Annotated in this window: 20 protein-coding genes; 17 read left to right on the forward strand and 3 right to left on the reverse strand. The window is 53.1% G+C overall.

Annotated features, from left to right (window positions below; translation table 11 throughout):
- Positions 1–2 precede the first annotated feature (2 nt).
- From AUMI_RS00665 to AUMI_RS00710, 10 genes are all read left to right on the forward strand, one after another.
- Positions 3–209 carry a DUF3499 family protein gene (locus AUMI_RS00665; protein ID WP_096380199.1) on the forward strand — a complete coding sequence of 69 codons (207 nt, stop codon included), beginning with the start codon at positions 3–5 and terminating at the stop codon, positions 207–209.
- Entirely contained in the window at positions 202–1,626 is a 1,425-nt protein-coding gene (locus AUMI_RS00670; RefSeq protein ID WP_096380202.1) for a phosphomannomutase/phosphoglucomutase, read from the forward strand. Before AUMI_RS00665 ends, AUMI_RS00670 begins: the two co-directional genes overlap by 8 nt.
- 24 nt (positions 1,627–1,650) lie before the next feature.
- Positions 1,651–3,147 carry an adenosylhomocysteinase gene (ahcY, locus tag AUMI_RS00675; RefSeq protein ID WP_172418216.1) on the forward strand — a complete coding sequence of 499 codons (1,497 nt, stop codon included), beginning with the start codon at positions 1,651–1,653 and terminating at the stop codon, positions 3,145–3,147.
- A gap of 24 nt (positions 3,148–3,171) precedes the next feature.
- Positions 3,172–3,858: an MtrAB system response regulator MtrA gene (gene mtrA / locus AUMI_RS00680; RefSeq protein WP_096380204.1), complete on the forward strand. Its 687-nt coding sequence runs from the start codon at positions 3,172–3,174 to the stop codon at positions 3,856–3,858.
- 7 nt (positions 3,859–3,865) lie between these two features.
- A complete protein-coding gene (gene mtrB, locus AUMI_RS00685) occupies positions 3,866–5,458 on the forward strand; it encodes an MtrAB system histidine kinase MtrB (RefSeq protein WP_096380206.1) in 1,593 nt (530 codons plus the stop codon).
- Positions 5,455–7,152, forward strand: coding sequence for an LpqB family beta-propeller domain-containing protein (locus AUMI_RS00690; RefSeq protein ID WP_096380209.1), 1,698 nt, complete (start codon positions 5,455–5,457; stop codon positions 7,150–7,152). Before mtrB ends, AUMI_RS00690 begins: the two co-directional genes overlap by 4 nt.
- A 68-nt stretch (positions 7,153–7,220) precedes the next feature.
- A complete protein-coding gene (locus AUMI_RS00695) occupies positions 7,221–7,937 on the forward strand; it encodes a ComF family protein (RefSeq protein WP_096380211.1) in 717 nt (238 codons plus the stop codon).
- Positions 7,934–8,482 (forward strand): ribosome hibernation-promoting factor, HPF/YfiA family, encoded by a 549-nt coding sequence (hpf, locus tag AUMI_RS00700; RefSeq protein WP_231951765.1) that lies wholly within the window; start codon positions 7,934–7,936, stop codon positions 8,480–8,482. Before AUMI_RS00695 ends, hpf begins: the two co-directional genes overlap by 4 nt.
- 147 nt (positions 8,483–8,629) lie before the next feature.
- Entirely contained in the window at positions 8,630–11,449 is a 2,820-nt protein-coding gene (gene secA / locus AUMI_RS00705) for a preprotein translocase subunit SecA (RefSeq protein ID WP_096380215.1), read from the forward strand.
- Between the two features lie 49 nt (positions 11,450–11,498).
- On the forward strand, positions 11,499–12,014 hold the full coding sequence (locus tag AUMI_RS00710; RefSeq protein WP_096380218.1) for a hypothetical protein: 516 nt from the start codon (positions 11,499–11,501) through the stop codon (positions 12,012–12,014).
- Here the strand turns inward: AUMI_RS00710 and AUMI_RS00715 are convergent.
- Positions 12,011–12,436, reverse strand: coding sequence for an Rv3235 family protein (locus AUMI_RS00715; RefSeq protein ID WP_096380219.1), 426 nt, complete (start codon positions 12,434–12,436; stop codon positions 12,011–12,013). The two genes, AUMI_RS00710 and AUMI_RS00715, sit on opposite strands and share 4 nt — an antisense overlap.
- A gap of 50 nt (positions 12,437–12,486) precedes the next feature.
- On the opposite strand from AUMI_RS00715, the gene AUMI_RS00720 reads away from it, so the two are divergent.
- Positions 12,487–13,128 (forward strand): hypothetical protein, encoded by a 642-nt coding sequence (locus AUMI_RS00720; RefSeq protein ID WP_148664030.1) that lies wholly within the window; start codon positions 12,487–12,489, stop codon positions 13,126–13,128.
- 74 nt (positions 13,129–13,202) lie between these two features.
- Here the strand turns inward: AUMI_RS00720 and AUMI_RS00725 are convergent, their stop codons facing one another.
- On the reverse strand, positions 13,203–13,472 hold the full coding sequence (locus tag AUMI_RS00725) for a helix-turn-helix domain-containing protein (RefSeq protein WP_096380223.1): 270 nt from the start codon (positions 13,470–13,472) through the stop codon (positions 13,203–13,205).
- Positions 13,473–13,571: 99 nt separating this feature from the next.
- On the opposite strand from AUMI_RS00725, the gene AUMI_RS00730 reads away from it, so the two are divergent.
- Together AUMI_RS00730 and AUMI_RS00735 are read left to right on the forward strand one after the other, a co-directional pair.
- A complete protein-coding gene (locus tag AUMI_RS00730; protein ID WP_172418218.1) occupies positions 13,572–14,183 on the forward strand; it encodes an SAF domain-containing protein in 612 nt (203 codons plus the stop codon).
- Positions 14,180–15,073: a CpaE/TadZ family protein gene (locus AUMI_RS00735; RefSeq protein ID WP_096380227.1), complete on the forward strand. Its 894-nt coding sequence runs from the start codon at positions 14,180–14,182 to the stop codon at positions 15,071–15,073. The genes AUMI_RS00730 and AUMI_RS00735 overlap by 4 nt, the downstream gene beginning before the upstream one ends.
- Here AUMI_RS00735 and AUMI_RS00740 read toward each other — a convergent pair.
- Positions 14,985–16,025 (reverse strand): alpha/beta hydrolase, encoded by a 1,041-nt coding sequence (locus AUMI_RS00740; RefSeq protein ID WP_096380230.1) that lies wholly within the window; start codon positions 16,023–16,025, stop codon positions 14,985–14,987. The two genes, AUMI_RS00735 and AUMI_RS00740, sit on opposite strands and share 89 nt — an antisense overlap.
- Before the next feature lie 17 nt (positions 16,026–16,042).
- On the opposite strand from AUMI_RS00740, the gene AUMI_RS00745 reads away from it, so the two are divergent.
- From AUMI_RS00745 to AUMI_RS00760, 4 genes are all read left to right on the forward strand, one after another.
- On the forward strand, positions 16,043–17,539 hold the full coding sequence (locus AUMI_RS00745) for a sensor histidine kinase (protein ID WP_096380231.1): 1,497 nt from the start codon (positions 16,043–16,045) through the stop codon (positions 17,537–17,539).
- 111 nt (positions 17,540–17,650) lie between these two features.
- Positions 17,651–18,982, forward strand: a complete 1,332-nt coding sequence (locus tag AUMI_RS00750; protein WP_425338941.1) for a hemolysin family protein — start codon at positions 17,651–17,653, stop codon at positions 18,980–18,982.
- Entirely contained in the window at positions 18,975–20,027 is a 1,053-nt protein-coding gene (locus tag AUMI_RS00755; protein WP_096380234.1) for a hemolysin family protein, read from the forward strand. The genes AUMI_RS00750 and AUMI_RS00755 overlap by 8 nt, the downstream gene beginning before the upstream one ends.
- A 29-nt stretch (positions 20,028–20,056) precedes the next feature.
- Positions 20,057–20,893: an ADP-dependent NAD(P)H-hydrate dehydratase gene (locus tag AUMI_RS00760; RefSeq protein WP_096380236.1), complete on the forward strand. Its 837-nt coding sequence runs from the start codon at positions 20,057–20,059 to the stop codon at positions 20,891–20,893.
- Positions 20,894–20,907 lie beyond the last annotated feature (14 nt).

Genomic DNA, 20,907 nt, shown 5'->3' on the forward strand with positions numbered 1-20,907 from the left:
GCATGGAACGTCTGTGTACGAAGGGTCGCTGCAAGCAGCCAGCAGAGTATTCACTCACCTATGACTACGAAGACAAACTGGCCGTCTTGGGACCACTCTCGCCCCAGCCAGAGTCCCTCGCGCATGATTTATGCCGTAAACATGCAGTGGGCTTTGTCTCGCCTCAAGGGTGGCAGCAACTGCGTCACATAGACTTAACCAATGACTAAAAACGCAGTGGAGAGCCTCCGTTCTATCGTGAAGGCCTATGACGTTCGAGGCCTTGTGGGGGAGCAGCTCACCGAAGAAATGGTGGAAGCGCTCGCCGCTGGTTTTGTTGATGAGATTAACGGTGCAGGGGCAGATATTGTCGTCGGTCACGACATGCGTGACTCTTCGCCCGGTTTTGCTCAGGCTTTTGCTCGTGGTGCCCAGGCCCGTGGCGCAAACGTAGTGAATCTTGGTTTGTGCTCTACAGACGAGACGTATTTTGCATCTGGTTCGTGGAATGCTCCAGCTGCGATGTTTACTGCCAGCCACAACCCAGCTGCTTATAACGGTATTAAGTTCTCTCGTGCAGGTGCTCAAGGAATCAGCTTGGATACTGGCTTGGCCGCCATTCGCGACCGAGCCTGTGACTACCTCGAAAACGGAATTCCTAGCGTTGCAACTCCAGGAACCTATCGTGAGGTTGATGTCCTGGCGGAATACGCCGGATACCTGCGTTCCCTCGTTGCTCTTTCAGGTATTCGCCCCATCCGTGTAGTTGTTGACGCAGGTAATGGAATGGGCGGAATGACAGTTCCTGCAGTATTGGGAACTGCAGCAGGTTTATCTGCTTTGCCTATTGAGATCATTCCGATGTATTTCGAACTGGATGGGAACTTCCCCAACCACGAAGCCAACCCGCTGGAGCCTAAGAATTTGGTTGACCTACAAAAAGCAGTTGTTGAGCATGGTGCAGATCTAGGTCTCGCATTTGATGGGGATGCTGACCGGTGCTTCGTCGTGGATGAAAAGGGTGCCCCTGTCACTCCTTCTGCTGTTTCTGCCATCGTTGCCCTGCGAGAAATTGCACGAGCTAAAGCCGCAACCCCCGATGAAGAAATCTTTGTCATTCACAATCTCATCTCCTCGAACATTGTGAAAGAAACAATTATTGGTGCTGGAGCAACTCCAGTTCGCACCCGAGTTGGCCACTCCTTGATCAAGGATCAAATGGCAGCCACCGGTGCCGTCTTTGGTGGTGAACACTCGGCTCACTATTACTTCAGTAACTTCTGGGGTGCAGACAACGGCATGCTGGCAGCAATGCATGTCCTGGCAGAGTTTGGCCACCAGGACAAGCCACTATCTGAGTTCGCAGCTAAGTTCATGCCCTATGCCATCAGTGGAGAAATTAATTCCACTGTGAGCGACGTGGCAGAGGCAACTCAGCGCGTTCGCAATGCGTTTGCAGCACGTGGCACCGAAGACTCCTTGGATGGCATGACCATCACTGGTACCACTGCCGAAGGCGAAACGTTCTGGTGGTTCTCTGTGCGTCCCTCCAACACGGAGCCCTTATTGCGCTTGAACGTTGAGGCAGGGGATGAGGCAACCATGGTTGCGATCCGTGATGAAGTTCTTGCGCTGATTCGCGCCTAGCATTCCACGCCTAAACTGTTAGGCATGAGCTCATCAACTTCTTCTGCCATTTCTGCTGCCATGAATCTTGAATTCAAAGTCGCAGACATCTCCCTTGCTGAAGCAGGACGTCACCAGATTCGTCTGGCAGAAAATGAGATGCCCGGTTTGATGGCACTGCGTGAAGAGTTTGGGCCCACCCAGCCCCTCAAGGGTGCTCGCATTGCAGGAAGCCTGCACATGACCGTGCAGACAGCTGTGTTGATTGAAACGCTGGTGTCCTTGGGTGCACAGGTTCGTTGGGCTAGCTGCAACATTTTCTCCACCCAGGATGAAGCCGCTGCAGCAATTGCTGTGGGTCCCACCGGAACGCCCCAATCTCCAGCAGGTGTCCCTGTGTTTGCCTGGAAGGGCGAGACCCTCGAGGAATACTGGTGGTGCACCGAGCGCATCTTTGACTGGTCGGCAGAAGCCCAGGCCGCGGGAGAATCTTGGATTGGCCCGAACCTCATCCTGGATGACGGCGGGGATGCAACCCTTCTCGTTCACAAAGGTCGCCAATTCGAACTAGCAGGGGCAGTCCCCGCAACCTCCTCCCAGGACAGCGCTGAATACGCTGTGATTCTTGACCTCCTGCGTAAGACACTGAGCGAAACCCCAACCAGGTGGCAAACCACTGCAGCTGAGATTATTGGCGTCACTGAAGAAACCACTACCGGTGTTCACCGTCTCTATGAGCTCTTCGCACAGCAAGAACTTCTGTTCCCCGCCATCAACGTCAACGACTCGGTCACCAAGAGTAAGTTCGATAACAAGTACGGCATCCGCCACTCATTGCCTGACGGTTTGAACCGTGCCACCGATGTTCTCATCGGCGGCAAGGTTGCCTTCGTCGCCGGTTATGGCGATGTGGGCAAGGGATCTGCTGAAGCATTACGTGGTCAAGGTGCCCGCGTGATTGTCAGCGAGATTGACCCCATTTGTGCCCTGCAGGCAGCCATGGATGGCTACCAGGTGGACACGTTGGAGAACGTCGTTGACCAGGTAGATATCTTCGTCACCACCACCGGAAACAAAGATGTCATTCGTCTTGAACACCTGCTCGAGATGAAGCACCAAGCCATTGTGGCCAATGTTGGTCACTTCGATAACGAAATCGACATGGTTGCCCTGGAAAATCTTCCGGGGGCCGAGAAGGTCGAAATCAAACCCCAGGTGCACGAATGGCGCATGCCTTCCGGGCGAAGCATTCTTGTTCTGTCTGAAGGTCGCCTGATGAACCTCGGCAATGCCACAGGCCACCCCTCATTTGTCATGAGCAACTCTTTTGCCAACCAGGTGCTGGCGCAAATGGAACTCTATGTTCGCCGCGAAAACTATCCCGTAGGAGTTTTTGTTCTGCCCAAGCATCTTGATGAAAAGGTGGCACGACTTCACTTGGACGCACTCGGGGTCACGCTCACCTCCCTCACTCCAGAGCAGGCTGCCTATATTGGTGTGCCAGTAGAGGGTCCCTACAAAGTTGACCATTACCGCTACTAAGCAACGAAGACTAGGCTCTAACCCATGAGTGCACGCATTCTGGTAGTCGATGACGACGCCGCACTAGCTGAAATGGTCGGCATCGTGTTAGAAGGTGAAGGTTTCACGCCCACCTTCTGTGCAGATGGTGCTGAAGCGCTCGCCGCTTTCCGGGAAAGTAAGCCCGACCTCGTGCTACTGGATTTGATGCTCCCAGGCTTTGACGGGATTGAAGTCTGTGGTCAGATTCGTCAAGAATCGGGCATTCCCATCATCATGCTCACCGCTAAGGGGGACGCTACGGACGTGGTTGCTGGTTTAGAAGCCGGCGCAGATGACTACATGGTCAAGCCTTTCAACCCGGGTGAACTAGTGGCACGTATTCGCACGCGTCTTCGCTCCATGGCGCCTGCAGCTGCCACAGCGCAGACTTTGCGTATTGGTGATCTCACCATTGATGTCGATGGTCACGAGGTCAAGCGTGAGGGCAAAGCCATCAACCTCACGCCTTTGGAGTTTGACTTGTTGGTAGCTTTGGCGTCCAAGCCACAGCAGGTTTTCACTCGCGAGATGCTCTTAGAAAAAGTGTGGGGATACCAATACAAGGCAGATACACGTTTGGTGAATGTTCACGTGCAGCGCCTGCGCAGCAAAGTGGAATTTGATGCAGATAACCCCACCATCGTCACGACCGTGCGCGGCATTGGTTACCGTGCCGGAGCTGTGATCTAACGGTGCGATGAAGGTTCGACGTTTCGACTTCTTTGGACTGCCTTCGCGAATAGCGCGATTGTGGCGACGTTCACTGCAGCTACGAACCGTCGTGGTTTCGATGGCTCTCTCCGGTCTTGCCATTGTTTTGGTGGGAATTTACATGTCCTTCTCCATCAGCAACGACCTTTTTGCCTCCCGCCTCGACCAGGTGCTTTCAGAGTCTCAACGTGCACAAGTTGCAGCTCAACGCATCTTTGACTCAGCTGATGCAACCGATCAGGCCTCGATGCAATCGGTCATGAATGCGGCCAGAACCGCCATTCGTGATGCATCATCGAGTGGTTTGGTGGCGGTTTATCGAGTTCCCGACCAAGAACCTAACCCGCTTGCTCCGCAGAACTTTTCCAGCACGGAACTCACCGGTGGTGTGATCAGTCAGGAACTGCAGGAGAAAGTGATCTCCAATGCGGACCAACAGTTTTGGCAGTCTGTCGAATTACCTGTGGCGGGAACGAAAGTTCCCGGCGTTGTCGTTGGCTCGCAGCTCGATATTCCTGGTGCTGGCCTCTATGAACTCTTTATCGGCTATGACTTTGCCCAGTCTGAACAAACCCTTCAATTCATCCAGCAGGTTCTGTGGTTTTCTGGACTAGGTCTGTTGATCATGGTCGGTGCTATCGCCTGGGTGGTCTCGCGCATGGTGGTTACACCCTTGCAAAACGCTGCTGAGACCAGTCAGAGACTTGCTGCCGGTGATTTGGAAGTGCGCATTCCTGTTCAGGGCGAAGATGTTGTGGCAACGTTGGCAACTTCCTTCAATGACATGGCTAGCAGTATGCAACGTCAGCTCACAGAGCTCGCTGACCTGTCGGTTATGCAACAGCGGTTCGTCTCTGATGTTTCTCACGAACTTCGCACCCCGCTGACCACCATAAAACTTGCAGGCGATGTTCTCTTCCAGGAGCGAGAGAACTTCGACGATAAAACTCGGCGCAGTACTGAACTTCTCAATGCGCAGGTGAACCGCTTCGAGAAGTTGCTGTCGGACCTGCTTGAAATCAGCCGTTACGACGCAGGAAGTGTCAACCTCGAGCCAGAACCCACCAACGTTGCAGGTCTTGTTCAAGATGTGGTGGGAACGATGACCACTCTCGCTGAGCAGCACGGCTGCGATCTGTCGCTGATGGCACCCGGTGGTCACTTCGATGCCGACATTGATCCTCGTCGTGTTCGTCGCATCCTGATGAACCTCATTGGTAATGCCATTGAGCATGGTGAGAGCAAACCTATTGAAGTTGCCGTGGACAGCAATGCCACCGCGGTTGCAATTAGCGTGCGCGATCACGGTGTGGGTATGACCACCGAGCAGTTAGAGAATGTGTTCAGTCGCTTCTGGCGCGCAGATCCGTCCCGCCAAAGAACACTAGGTGGAACAGGCCTTGGATTAGCAATCTCACTCGAGGACACTCGCATTCACAACGGTCAACTGGATGTGTGGGCAGCCCCTGGCGAGGGTGCAATCTTCCGCCTAACGCTGCCTCGAGATGTTGATGTGCCCATTGCGGTCTCGCCACTGCCTTTGAACCCCGATGAGCGCCACGACGGGGAGGAGCAATGATGTCTTCCTCGCTCAAGCGTTCATTAGCGGCGCTGTTGTCGTTGTTGTGTGTTGTTGTACTCGCTGCCTGTTCGGGCATTCCTCGCTCGAGTGGAGTCAATCAAGGCTCTGCTGTGGTTCCTGTCGAAAACGACGCCATCGAATTCCTTCCAGCAGGTCCCATCCAGAACGGCAGCATTGAGCAAATTCTGCGCGGATTCATTGAGGCATCCTCGTCACCAGTGAGTGACTACGCGATTGCTCGACAATTCCTTACCCCGGAGTTTGCATCAGCCTGGGATGCCACCACCGCGGTGAATGTTGACTCAGGGCTGCGCACCGTTTCACAAACCGGAGAAAACACAGGTCGACTGGTCTTCGCCCTGACAGCACAAGTTGGTGCTCAAGGTAACTACGCCGAAATCAATCCTGCTGTTTCCACCACCTTTGAGTACACCTTCCAGCAGGTTGATGGTCAATGGCGTATTAGTGCAGCTCCCAACGGAGTGGTCATTGACCGTTTCACTTTTGATCAGGTGTACCAATCACACCCGCTCTACTTCTTTGATTCCACCAACACCATGCTGGTGCCAGATGTGCGATTCTTCCCTGCCGGTGCTTCGGCCAGCACGCGCATCACGAAAGCTCTGCTTGCGGGGCCCTCACAGTGGTTAGCGGCCAATGGTGCCGTGCAGACTTCCTTTCCTGAAGGAACGGCCCTCGTTGCCGACACAGTTCCGGTCACACGCGGCGTGGCCAAGGTTGATTTGAATGCTGCTGCATTGTCAGCGGATCCTGCGGTGATTCGCCGGATGAAGCAGCAAACCTCAGCAAGCCTGCAATCAGTTGCCACCATCAACTCGGTTGATCTACTTGTTGATGGAGCGGTATTGAATAACTCCATCAGTGACTCTGCTAGTGATGTCATGCCACCACCTATTGATTCACGGCCATTGGTACTGACAGCCAAAGATTTTGGATACTGGGATGGTACAAAGATTGACACCTATGGCGCTTTCGCGAACGTCATGATACAGAGCCAACCCAGTGCCATTTCCATTGGCACAATGACAAACATTGCGGCCACGCTAACTTCCCAAGGTGTTTCCCTCGTTCGCAACGGAACTGCTCAACTCGTGGATTCTCGCCCCGGCTTGATTGCCCCCACCGTTGATAACTTCGGTTACGTCTGGTCTGTTCCTGCCGATCAACCCAGCAAACTGCAAGCCATCAGTACTGATGGAAAGATTCAACAGGTCGACACATCCTGGGCATCCGCTGACCGAATTCTGTCATTATCTCTTTCCCATGACGGAACTCAGGTTGTTGCTCTCTTGGAGACCAATGGCAGTTATCAACTAGTTGCTAGCGCCCTAGTCAGGGGTGAAAGATCAATACCTGTGGCCCTAGGTCCACTCTTTACACAAACCCTTTCAGATGGGACTCCTGTTAGCGTGGCTTGGGTGGATGCCACCACCATTGCGACGGTCACCGTCAACTCTGCCGGGATAGGACTTGTCCGTGCCCAAGAAATTGGTGGTCAGAGTAAAGAGCTCAGCTCCATCACTGAAGGGACCCCACAGTCCATGGCTGGGGCCAACACAATTTCTGGTTTACGCGTTCTCACCTCAAGCGGAATACTGCTTTCATTGCGTGGTGGAACCCAGTGGCAAACCGCTGTGAGCGGTGTCACTACCCTCGCTGTTCAGCAGTAGCCACAACTTATCCACCGGCCTGTGTCCTCGGCGCTGTGGTGCATCGCCACAATCTCATACTCGAGGGTATGAGCAGTGAAACAATCCGTGAATGGGTAGCTAACGCGTGCAGAGAGGCACTCTCGTTAGTTCTGCCGGTAAGTTGCGCGGGATGCGGTGAACTCGATTACAACTTGTGCCCTGCGTGCCAAGCTGTGTTGGTTCCTGAACTTCAATACCGTGAACTCTTTGACCCAGTTGCGAAGCTCAGGCTTCCTCTGTGGTATTCCATGGAGCTTACGCAAGTGTCCAGTTCTGTCCTGCATGAATTCAAAGAGCAAGGCAGAACCTCTGTGGCTAAACACCTAGCTAGGCCTTTCGTGTCAGCACTGCAGGCTGCCTATGCAGCTGGCAGTGCTGAAAGTTCAAGCACTTCTGTGCACATCACCTGGGTGGTTCCGCCCAGCAGCAGGGCAAACTTCAGGCAACGTGGGTATGTCCCCATCACGGTCTTGGCGCAGGCAGCTGGTGTGAGACCTCAGCGTTTGCTGGTGAACACTCGACGACGCGTCGATCAATCCGTCTTGGGCAGGATGGAACGTTTTGAGAATATGCGTGGTTCATTTCGAACAAACAAGAACCTTGACGGACGCTCCGTCATCATCCTCGATGATGTTTTGACCACGGGGGCAACCTTGCAGGAATGTGCACGGGCTCTGCGTGCCGAGGGCGCCAACGTCATTGGTGCAGCGGTGTTGGCTTACACGCCAAAAAACTTTCAGGACACTCGCAGAAAAAATGCGTGACATTTTTATCTAAACAGGACTACATTTCAAACAACATCGATTGGCGTGAAAGGACTCGCCCAAAAGTTGGGCGTAAACGCCAACTACGGGAGGTCATCATGGAACTGAACTTCATCGCTCGTCACACCGAAATCACCGACCGATTCCGTAACTACGTCACCGAGAAGGTCGACAAGATTGAGAAGCTGGCAGATCGCCCCCTCGAACTCGATGTAACCGTCAGTAAACATCACGGCGGAAAAGGCCTGGTAGGTGGTGATCATGTGGAGCTCACCCTCGTAGAAGCCGGACCAGTCGTTCGTGCTGCTTCAGACGGCGAGGACAAATATGCCGCCTTTGATCTGGCCATGGGCCGCATGATGGAACAGCTGCGCCGTGCCAGGGATAAGAAGAAGGTCCACCACAACGGCCACCAAAAGCCACTGTCGATTCATGAAGCAAGCGCTGACGCCTTTGCTCAGGTCGATGTCGTTCCTGCCACTCCAGAAGATATTGAGCGGATAGCCAAAGAAGTGCAGGCCACGAAGCCGTCTGCAGCTGCTTAACAGCTGATTCTTGCCCCGCCTCCAGCATCTGTACAGGCGGGGCAAGCTCATTCCCGGTAGCATTGAGGGCGGTCTGCACTTCATGTGCGACCGCCCTTATGCGCATGTCGTTCGTAAGCAGTGCGCACCAGTATTTGGAGAGTTTCAGTGGCAAACATTCTTGACAAGGTCCTTCGCGTTGGTGAAGGCCGAACCCTACGCAAACTAGAAAACCTTGCGAAGGCAGTCAACGAACTCGAAGAGGGATTCATCAACCTCACCGATGAAGAGCTTCGTGCCGAAACCACAGATTTCCGTAAGCGCTATATCGAGGGTGAATCTCTCGACCACATGCTGCCTGAAGCCTTTGCTGCTGTTCGTGAAGCAGCACGACGCACCATTGGTCTGCGCCACTTCGATGTTCAGCTCATGGGTGGTGCTGCACTGCACATGGGCAACATTGCTGAAATGAAGACCGGTGAAGGTAAGACGCTTGTTGCAACCCTTCCTGCCTACCTCAACGCGATTGCTGGTCGCGGTGTTCACGTTGTTACCGTGAACGACTACCTAGCTAGCTACCAGTCTGAACTCATGGGTCGCGTATTCCGTGCCCTGGGCATGACCACCGGTGTGATCACCGCAGGTCAGCAGCCAGCTGTTCGTCGTGAACAGTACCTGTGCGACATTACGTATGGCACCAACAACGAGTTTGGTTTTGATTACCTGCGCGACAACATGGCCTGGAGTGCTGCTGACAAGGTTCAGCGCGGACATTTCTTTGCCATCGTCGATGAGGTGGACTCCATCCTCATCGATGAGGCTCGTACACCTCTGATTATTTCTGGACCTGCCTCTGGTGAAGCCAACCGCTGGTTCACCGAGTTTGCCAAGATTGCCACCACACTCGAGCCCGGTGTTGACTACGAAGTTGACGAAAAGAAGCGCACCGTTGGTGTTCTTGAGCCAGGTATTGAAAAGGTTGAGGACTACCTCGGAATTGACAACCTCTACGAGTCTGCAAACACCCCACTTATTTCGTTCTTGAACAACTCCATCAAGGCGGTTGCCCTGTTCAAGCGGGACAAAGACTATGTCGTCATGAACGGTGAAGTTCTCATCGTTGATGAGCACACCGGTCGTATTCTTGCTGGTCGCCGATACAACGAAGGTATTCACCAGGCCATCGAAGCCAAGGAAGGCGTCGAGGTCAAGGCAGAAAACCAGACCTTGGCTACAGTGACCTTGCAGAACTACTTCCGTATGTACGAGAAGATCTCCGGTATGACCGGTACGGCTGAAACTGAAGCCGGCGAATTCATGAGCACCTACAAGATTGGTGTGGTTCCTATCCCCACCAACAAGCCCATGCAGCGCATTGACCAGCCTGACCTGGTTTACAAAAACGAAGTCATCAAGTTTGAACAGGTCGCTAACGACATCGCTGAGCGTCACGCCAAAGGCCAGCCAGTCCTGGTTGGAACCACCTCGGTTGAAAAGAGCGAATACCTCTCTAAGCTTCTAGCCAAGAAGGGCATTCGTCACGAGGTCCTCAACGCCAAGAACCACGCCCGTGAAGCAGCAATCGTTGCTCAGGCAGGTCGTTTGGGTGCAGTCACCGTGGCAACCAACATGGCTGGTCGTGGTACCGACATCATGCTCGGTGGTAACGCTGAGCACCTCACCGTATCGGAACTGGCATCTCAGGGACTGAACCCTTTAGAAACACCAGAAGAATACGAAGCCGCCTGGGAAGCAGCCTTCTCCAAGGTCAAAGCACGTGTTCAGGAAGAAGCTGACAAGGTTGTTGCCGTTGGTGGCCTCTACGTTCTTGGAACCGAACGCCACGAATCTCGTCGAATCGACAACCAGCTTCGTGGACGTTCAGGTCGTCAGGGTGACCCTGGTGAAAGCCGCTTCTATCTCTCCCTGACTGATGACCTGATGCGCATGTTCAATTCGGGTGCTGCAGAAGCCATCATGACCCGTAGCAACATCCCAGATGACACCGCCATTGAGTCCTCGATTGTGAGTCGTGCTATTCGCTCTGCTCAGTCTCAGGTGGAAGCTCGTAATGCTGAAATGCGTAAGAACGTTCTCAAATACGATGACGTTCTCAACCGCCAGCGTGAAGCAATCTATGCTGACCGTGCTCACATCCTCGAAGGCGATGACCTCCAGGATCGTGTTCACAAGTTCCTTGAAGATGTCATCGACGAGGTTCTGGCTGCTCACACCAGCGAAGGTAACGGTGATGACTGGGACTTCGACGCTCTCTGGGCAGAGCTGAAGACCATCTACCCTGTCTCGATCACGATCGACGAAGTAATCCAGGAAGCTGGCAACAAGGGTCGTGTGAACAAGGAGTTCATGCGTCGCGAAATCCAGTCAGATGCTCTCCTGGCATACAAGCGCCGTGAAGAATCTCTCGGCTCCACCGCAATGCGTGAACTGGAGCGCCGTGTTGTTCTTTCCGTGGTGGACCGCCGTTGGCGTGACCACCTCTACGAGATGGACTACCTCAAGGACGGTATTGGTCTTCGCGCCATGGCTCAGCGTGACCCACTGGTCGAGTACCAGCGTGAAGGCTTTGCCCTTTACCAGGGAATGATGGCGTCCATCAAGGCTGAATCTGTCGGCTTCTTGTTCAATCTCGAAGTTCAGGTCAACGCTGCTGAAGGCGATCCAGAACACCCCAGCATTGCCGCTAAGGGCCTGGGCCAAGCTGACGACGCAAACACTCAGCTGAGCTACACCGCACCGTCAGAAGACGGTCACGTGGAGGTTCGTGACGAGCGTGGACGTGTTGAGCAGGCAGAAACTGCTCGTGCCCAGCAGGCAGCTGACAACGGACGCCAGATTGTTCCCGAAAATAATCGTCCAACCGGTCCAACCGGTCCAACCGTCGGATCTCGTGGTGCGTTCGGTCAGCAGACCGGTGGAGCGCCAGCCGGTAACCGGGCTGAACGTCGCAAGAAGAAGAAAAAGTAACACCTTTTTCTTTCTCCTTGGCAAGTAACTCCAGGGCTAAGCTTCTGCCATGGAGAATGATTGGCTGTTGCTTCTGTGGTTGTCGCCACTGATAGTCGTGATGATCATTTTCGATCTCAAAGCTCGCAATTATGGCAAGAAGGTTCTCCACCTTCCCAAACGTGAATATGTCAGTCTTCTCTGGCTGGCCATTTTTGACCCTGTTTTTGAAGTGCTCTTTATTGGAATCGTGCTCTGGGATGACCTCACCAAAGACCCGCTTCACTGGGCTGCTGGAGGAATCGGTGTTGTTTGTGGCTACATCTTTGCTCGCTATCGAACACGAATTATGTGGGTTCGCCCACTCCCAGAGAAAAAAGCTGTGGTCGTGCGAAACAGCGGAGCCGAGTACCTGGCCTTAGTTTTCCTTGTTGTCGTAAAAACGGTGTCGGAGAACAGCACCTTTTCCAACTATGCGGTGAGCCTCTTAATCACGGCTGGTCTGTTGTTGATCGTGAGCGAATCAGCATTTCGCGTTGGCATGCTCTTTGTTCGATACAACAAAGAAAAACCCGTACTGGTTTAGAGAACGTGGATTGCGGTCGCACGCCACCTTCCATCAATACCTTCGAGCCTGATCGCTATTGAACGTGTGCGGGCTTTGCCATGGACAATTACAACTGATTCCACCACACCATCGGTGGGGTTAGTAATCATGGTGCGGCCAAGACCAAAGGTCGGGCGCACCGCAGGCATCTTCTTTACGGCTCGCGCACGGCGGGAAATATGCACCCGCTTGAGAAGGGTGCGATACACCTCATCGCTGACCCAGCGAGCTATCTGGTCCAGCTCGCGGCAGCCGGCGAGAATTTCCATGACGGAGCGTGCAAGGTTTTCAACCATGGGCTGCGGGTCGGGAAGTGCGCACGTAGCGGTCGGCTGGTACCCAAAGTAGTCATCCTGGTCGAAGAGGGAACTGCGTGTGTTGAGAGCTTGTGCTGGAGTCATGGAAACACTTTGTCACAGTAAATAGACCAAAAGTCTATTTCTCAGGAAAGATGTGGATAACTCCAGCAGATTCTCAGCTTCGGTTCCTACCTTCGCTCACTATGACCTTAGATAACCTCTTTCATGATTTAGAAAGTCAGCTCGAGCGAGAACTGGATGCAGAAGTGCTCAACCGCCTCGAAGATGAGGAGCGCGAGAGACGTTCTAAGCTGACGCTTCGAGACCGCCTGATCGCACTCCAAGGCACTCAAGAGAAAATTACGATTTCACTCAATATGAAGGACGGTCGTGAAATATCTGGCTCAATCAAGAACGTGGGCAAAGACTGGACCGCGCTCGAGGTTGAATACCCACAGGAACTCCAGGGAGCACTCATCATTGCCTTGCAGGCAGTGAGATCACTTCGAATTCCTAACGAACTTGAAAGATTCAGCCTAGGTAATCAGGTTGGCGAGGTCACAGATAGCGCTTTGGAAGCTCTTTCCTCACGCCCCCGACTTGCTCAGAAAGTCAACCTGGCATTCGTAATGCGAGACATTGGCCGCAGACGCAAGCCTGTTTATCTCTACACAGTTGCAGAAACATTCCGAGGAACAATCGATCATGTGGGGCATGACCACCTTGATCTGCGCACATCACAGGGAATGATCATCTGCGCCATGAATGAGGTTCTCTACGTCCGTATCGAATGAGCACTATGAACTTCAGGAAAAAAAGAAGAAGGGCTTCCCGACAAATTCGGGAAGCCTTTCTTGAACGGGAAGCTTTAGAAATCAGTGATGTTGTTAGCTGAGGCCAAAGATGAGTTGTTCCACATCGCGCTGCGACGAGAATTCTCGTATTGCTCAGCAATAAACAGCTCAAGTATGTCGTGTTCTATTCGCCAAGGACCGCGGCTCCCCACTTGGAAAGCTTGAAGCTCACCAGAGTTGATGAGTTCATGCACATCGGTAAGAGAAACTCTCAAGAGTTCTGCTGCTTCGGTCGCGGTAAGAAAACGGTCAGTATTCAAGTCAGTAGAGCCATAATCATTCATGTTCCCAGACTAGGAAAATACGACGCTCAAAAACCTGGCAGAGAACAATCTGTGGATAACTTTCTCGAGCACTTGAACGCTTTCGAGAAGATTCTTCTCATGACTCACACAAAGACACGTCGCCTCGACATGCGACTCTTCATCGGATTAGCGCTCGTTGTGGGCGCAGCACTGGGGGGCTTTGCTCTCGTCACGGCAACAGAGAGCACCACTGCAGTCTATGTTGCCTCAAAAACGCTCACACCAGGCCACGTCCTCGACAAGAACGACCTCGTTCTCACAGATGTAAAGCTTGGTAGCTCTGGAACCTCCTACCTCACCGCAAACGCCTTCACCCCTGGATCTGTGGTCACCAAAGCCGTTGGTGCTGGGGAGCTTGTTCCGGTCAGCGCAGTGGGAACAGCCAAGCATGTTGCCACCACGAATGTGGTGGTCCAGCTTGACGTTCCACTTGCGTCAGAAGCAGTGGTTGGCTCTTCAGTGGATGTCTGGGCATCGATGGCTGTAGGGCAGGGCGTCTTTGGCCCACCATCTGTCATCATCTCTGGTGCTCAGATTGCACACATCACCGAGGCAACCGGTTTGGCAGCATCTAACGGGGGAGTGCGGGTCGAACTCGTGGTCCCACAAAACAAGGTTGCTGCTCTCCTAGAGTCTCAAGCCAATGGTGATGCTCTTTCCCTCGTCCCAACCCGCGGGAAGAGCTCATGAGCCTGCTCATTGCTGTGTGGGGGCCAACGGGAGCACCAGGTCGAACCACCGTTGCCATCAATCTGGCAGCTGAGCTAGCTGAATTGCGGCAATCAGTGCTACTGATTGATGCTGATACCTATGGCGGAGCCATTGCTCCCACACTCGGCATCATCGATGAAGCTGCAGGTTTTGCTGCAGCATGCCGCTTGGCAGAGTCAGGGACACTCACAGCACAGGACATAGAAAACCTCACTCACCCCGTGTCAACCTCAGTAGGAGACTTACGTGTTCTCTCTGGGATAACCAGAACAGACAGGTGGCCTGAGCTCACAGCAGAGCGGGTGAAGCTGGTGTTGACCTGCGCTACAGAAACTTTTGATGCGGTGGTTGTTGATGTGGGGTTCAATCTGGAAACAGATGAAGAGATCACAAGTGATCTCTTTGCGCCCCGGCGCAACGCGGCAACACTCACAGTGTTGAAACACGCTGATTGCATTGTGGAGGTTGCAAGTGCTGATGCACTGGGTATTGCCAGGTTTATCCGTGCCCACGATGTCCTCGTTGACTTGTTTCCGCAGTCACTGCGTTTGATTGTGGTCAATAAGGTCAGACCTGGATTAGATCCCAGAGGTAGTTCTCACGCGGCAGAAACACTGAGCCGTTTTGCTGGTCTGCATGACGTTTACGAGCTCCCTCTGGATGAGAAAGCACTAAATGCGAGTTATGCAAGTGGAAAACTGTTGAGTATGTCGGCTCACACGAGCAAGCTACGCAAGAGGTTTGTTGAGATTGCTGGCGTGCTTTCACACAGCGCGCCTGTTACTGGGCAGAAGAAGAACCGATTCTCTCGTCCAAGAAAGCAAGCGTTTGCGTCAATGCCGTTTGAGCAGCATCAAGATTCAGCCTGAATTGATATTCATGCGGAAGTGGCGGTGTGTAGTCATCCGGCCAGAACAGCTCCGTGACGTTCACGCCTAGTGACTGTAGCTTTGCAGCGAAAGGCTTAGAGTTATCCGCCGTGAGTGGATCAGCATTACCGCCAGAGATATAGGTTGCCGGGAACTTTCCATCCACGTGGTGAATGGTGGACATTTCAGCAACAGCTGCGGAGTTAGCCAGATCTCGGTCTCCTGTGTAGGCCCACAGCGATGCGTCATCACCCCAGCCCAAGATTCCCTTTTGTCCCAGAAGTGACGTCACTTCATATACGCCACAGTTAAGAACAACACCTTGGAGTTGCTCCGGTGAGAGAGCAGGAGTGATCTTCATTCCAGCGGCATAGGAAGCTTTAGTGATGATTGTGGCCAGTTGGCTGGTGAGCTGTGCACCGGCAGAGTCACCAGCGAGCACAATTGCATCAGGATTGATGTGGAATTTGTCTGCGTTCTCCAGCAAAAACTTGTGTGCTTGGTTGAGTTCAAAAACTGCAGTGGGATACTGCGCTTCAGGCCCATAGGTGTAGTTGAGCCCGACAACTGTGTAACCCTTAGAAGCCAATATTTCAAAGTAACTGCGGTCATTGGACTTGTTACCTGAAATCCATGCGCCACCGTGAGTCCAAATCACGGTTCCGAGCGGTTCCGTTGTCCCAGTGGGATAAAACACGTCTAGTTGCGTAAAGCTCGATGGTGTGACGTAAGGCTCAGTTGAGCCTTCGGCATATTGCACATCAAGCACTGAATCAACACCGCTGGTGGGCGCATAGGGTTCCATGATGGCCGCTACTTTTTTCGCGCCATCTTGGAACACCTGGCGAATAATCAAAGCACTGGGCCAAGGGCTTACCGTAAATGCCACAACAGTCACCACCACAATCCCGGCGAGAACAGCTAGTGTCCGCCACAACCACTTCTTACGCATGACTCTAGGCTAGAGGTATGTCGACTCTCAGCAACATCATGGAAGCCCAAGGAATTGGCTCAGCCGCCGATATTGAATGGCTTCACATGCTTATTGGTGACTGGCAGCTCATCGCTGACCTCGCCTTTGCCGACATTGTGTTGTGGGCACCAACCTCTGACGGATCTTTCGTTGCAGTCTCACATGCCCGCCCCTCTAGCTCGGCAACACTGTTTTATCGCGACTTTGTGGGCCAAAAAATTAAAGCGGAGTGGCGTGCTCAGGTCAGTGAAGCCTATGAAACTTCTGCCATTATCGAATCTTCTTCACCTGCGTGGTACGAAGAAACCCCGACACGAGTTCGTGCCGTTCCGGTCGTGCGACGTGTCCGCCAGGGATCAAGCGACCCGGCACCAACAAGCCCTATTGCTGTCATCTCCCTTCACACAAATCTGTCCGAGAGTCGCTCTCCCAGTAGGCAGGAATTGACTTTCAATTCCTGCGCCAATGATCTCTTCGACATGATTGCCACAGGTGATTTCCCAGACTTAGATGCAGCACCCTCACCGAGGCGTGGTGCACCGCGTGCCACAGATGGTTTGATCCGTCTGGATGTCGACGGTGTGGTCACCTTCGCCAGCCCCAACGCACTTTCTGCTTTCAACCGCATCGGCTTTAATGATGAGCTCGAGGGTGAAACCCTCGCAGAGGTCACTACTCGTGTTTTGACCGGAAAAATCAACGTCGATGAGTCATTACCCGTCGTTGTCACCGGTCGTGCACCGTGGCGGGCAGATATTGAAGCCAGGGGAGTAACCATCTCTCTTCGCACAATCCCTATTCGCCACCTCGGTGAGCGAACCGGAGCGATTGTGCTCTGCCGTGATGTCACGGAGCTTCGAAATCAAGAGATGGAACTCATCACCAAAGATGCAACCATCCGCGAGATTCACCATCGTGTGAAGAACAACCTACAAACGGTGGCATCGCTGTTGCGTATCCAAGCACGCAGAACACAGTCTGACGAAGCACGTGAAGCACTTACCCAGGCAATGCGACGCGTTGCCTCGATCGCAGTGGTCCACGACACGTTGTCTGAGGGCCTGAGTCAAAATGTGGACTTCGATGATGTCTTCAACCGAGTGCTGATGCTCAGCGCTGAAGTTGCCGCCATTCATGGCACCACCGTTCACCCCAGACTTTCTGGAAGCTTCGGTGTTCTGCCAAGTGAATATGCCACCCCGCTGGCACTTGCTCTTACAGAGCTAGTGACCAATGCAGTTGAGCACGGCCTTGCAGGCCGTGAGGGAACAGTCATCATTGAAGCCAACCGCACTGATGAAGCTCTCAGCGTTCACATCGTTGATAACGGAACGGGCCTACCAGAAGGTGAAATCGGTGATGGCCTGGGTACACAGATTGTGAAAACACTCATCCAAGGCGAGCTCAGTGGCAGTATCGAATGGGGCCCAGCTCCTGAGGGTGGTACTGATGTGTCTATTGAAGTTCCTCTGAGGTTTGTAAACCTGTCTTAGCAACGTTGAGAGGCTTTACTCAGCATCTTCGCTAAACTACAAGTGCAATGGATGACCCCCCGCGAGCCCGAAACCACGACATAATTCTGTCTCACTCACGCCGAGAGCGTGGTGGTCTTGGTGGCTAGCGAATGGATTGCATTCGGTTTTGGTCTTTTGCTGACAGTGGGAACCGGTTTCTTTGTTGCAGCAGAGTTTGCCCTGGTCAATCTCGATCGTCCTGAACTTGAGGCGCAGAGGGAGCGAGGCGTCAAAGGTCTCAGCATGACGATCAAGGCGCTGACAATCACGTCAACGCATCTTTCCAGTGCTCAACTAGGTATCACCCTCACCACGCTGCTCACTGGTTTCTTGATGGAACCAGCACTCTCTGCATTGTTGTTCCAGCCACTTTCAGCACTGGGCTGGAATGAGGCAGTCATTAGAACCGTTGCAGGTGTGAGTGCTGTGGTTATTGCCACAGTGCTCTCCATGATTATTGGTGAACTCGTCCCGAAGAACTTTGCCTTGGCAATTCCTCAAGCAACTGCCAAAGTAGTTATCCCTTTTCAAACCGCGTTCACGTTTCTATTCAAACCTGTTATTGCTTTCCTCAACGGATTATCCAATTCGGTATTGCGAGGATTCGGTTTAGAACCCAAGGAGGAGCTCTCCGGGGCTCGTTCTGCTGAGGAACTCTCTTCACTTCTGCGACGGTCAGCTAGTGAGGGTGCTCTGGAAGCTGATACGGCAACCCTGCTGGGCAAGACTCTTGCATTCAGCGAGCTCTCCGCCAGTGACGTCATGACCCCGCGCTTGCGCATTGAATCTTTAGAACCAGGAGATTCAGCTCGAGCAGTTCTTGAGTTGGCCCGGAAAACGGGATTCTCCCGTTTTCCCGTGGCCGAAGACAGTCTCGATGATGTCGTTGGCGTTGTTCACGTCAAGAACGCTATCTCAGTGCCCCGAGAACGACGCAGCGAGGTTCCCGTCTCCGCACTCATGAGTGAGCCATTACGTGTTCCAGACACGATGTCTCTTGATGCACTCTTGGCCGAATTACGTGGCAAGGGCCTTCAAATGGCCATGGTTGTCGATGAATACGGTGGCACGGCAGGAATTGCCACACTCGAAGACCTCGTTGAAGAGCTCGTGGGAGAAGTCGCCGATGAGCACGACCGTTCTCGTGCAGGAGTAGTCTCCACCGCTGAATATCTCTCTTTCCCAGGATCACTGAGACCAGATGAACTCGAAGAGCGCGCTGGGATTACCGTTCCTGAAAACGATAATTACGAAACCGTAGCCGGTTTCGTCATGAGTGAATTAGGTCGTATCCCCGAACAAGGAGACACGGTCCAAGTTCCCGAAGGAGAGTTCAAGGTTGTTCGCATGGACGGACGCCGCATTGATCGTCTTCGTTTCACACCACTACCTCCCAAGGAGGGCGGTGAGAGCGATGAGTGATTGGGCTGGACTGATTTGGCTAGTTGTTCTTCTAGCCGTCAATGCCTTCTTCGTTGCTGCAGAGTTTGCAGTGATCTCTGCGAGGCGCTCTCAAATTGAACCACTTGCTCAAAAGGGCAAAGCTTCGGCAAAGACAGCTCTTTATGCTATGGAGCACGTCAGCCTGATGTTGGCAACCAGCCAATTGGGTATCACGGTTGCTTCGCTGCTTATTTTGAACGTGTCAGAACCTGCTATTCACCACCTCATGGAGTTGGCACTTTCTGGAACTGGTATGGCGCCAGGCTGGATTTCCGCCATTAGCTTCACTATCGCCCTGGTGTTGGTGACGTTCCTGCACGTGATCTTCGGTGAAATGGTTCCCAAGAACGCCTCGTTCTCAGTTCCAGACAAAGCCATCTTGTTATTGGCCCCGCCCTTGGTGTTTATTGCTCGGGTTGTGAAGCCCGTTATCTGGGTGATGAACGAAATAGCCAACGGAGTTCTCCGCCTGTTCAAAGTGCAACCCAGGGAAGAAGCAAACAGTGTGTTTACCCTCAACGAGGTGGCAACCATTGTTTCCCACTCCACTCGTGAGGGAACCATCGACGACAGTTCAGGAACTCTCTCTGCAGCTTTTGAATTCACCACCAAAAAAGCCGGAGACATTAAAGTTTCACTGGACAATCTCGTCACTCTGAGCGAAAGTTCCACGGTCAGTGAGCTTGAACAAGCAGTGGCAAAATATGGCTTCTCTCGCTACGTCATCAGTGATGCACAACACGAACCAATTGGGTATATCCACCTCAAAGACGTGCTCACCTATGACGATGACGTTTCTGAAGCAGGAACACACACTGGTCCCATCAAAACCAAGCGGATTCGACAGCTCGCTTCGGTCAGTGAATCCACTGACCTCGAAGATGTCTTGGCTCAACTGCAGCGCACGGGGATCCACATTGCTCGCGTTGTTGATGCCAATGGAGAAACAACAGGTGTGCTGTTCCTCGAGGACATCATTGAAGAACTTGTGGGCGAAGTAAACGACGCTACGCGTCGTTGGTAGTTCTTCCCCAAATGAACAAGACTGAGAACATGGAACATATCGGCGAATGGGGAGCGGCTGACGCAGCTGCTCACATTCGTATTCCCACGCCACAAGACAACAAGTACTCACATGGGGTTCTCGGAGTTGTCACAGGTTCGGCGACCTATCCAGGTGCTGCTGTTCTGGGTGTAGAGGCAGCCCACCGCACAGGCATTGGCATGGTGAGATTCCTCGGCGAAAAAGAACCTGCATCGTTGGTTTTGTCCAGGCGGCCTGAAACAGTGACTGTTTCTGGGGCCGTCGACGCGTGGCTCGTCGGCTCTGGCATGGAGTCAGACCCATATTTCAATCCCGAGCTGCCAGATCTTGCTCGTGCGTGTTTAGGGTTGCAACCCGTGGTCATGGATGCTGGCGGACTGGCTTTATTGGACAAAGTATCTGCGCCAGCTGTCATTACTCCACACGAGGGCGAACTGGAGCGACTCGTTCCTCAAGGTGAAGACTCCAATGAAGACTGGGCAGCACGGGCAGCTGATGAACTCGGTGTCGTGGTCGTTCTCAAAGGGTTCGAAACAATCATTGCTTCGCCAGAACTTGAATCCGGTGGCAGGTTTATCACTCGGGTGACATCACCAACAACGTGGTTAGCCACAGCGGGAACAGGCGATGTTCTAGCTGGAATCATTGCCGCCATTGTTGCTACGCATAGCCACAATCGAGTTCCGCATCTCACGGAGCTAGCTGAGTACGCAGCTACGGGTGTTTATCTTCATAGTCAAGCAGGACTTCGTGCTGCACAGCAGGGTCCATTTCCTGCGCTAGAAATTGCTGATCAGGTATCACATGTTGTTCACGAACTCATAGCACAGGGCAGTACTTCGTAGTTATGAAGCCAAGA

Source organism: Aurantimicrobium minutum (genome assembly GCF_002355535.1).
GTDB lineage: Bacteria > Actinomycetota > Actinomycetes > Actinomycetales > Microbacteriaceae > Aurantimicrobium > Aurantimicrobium minutum.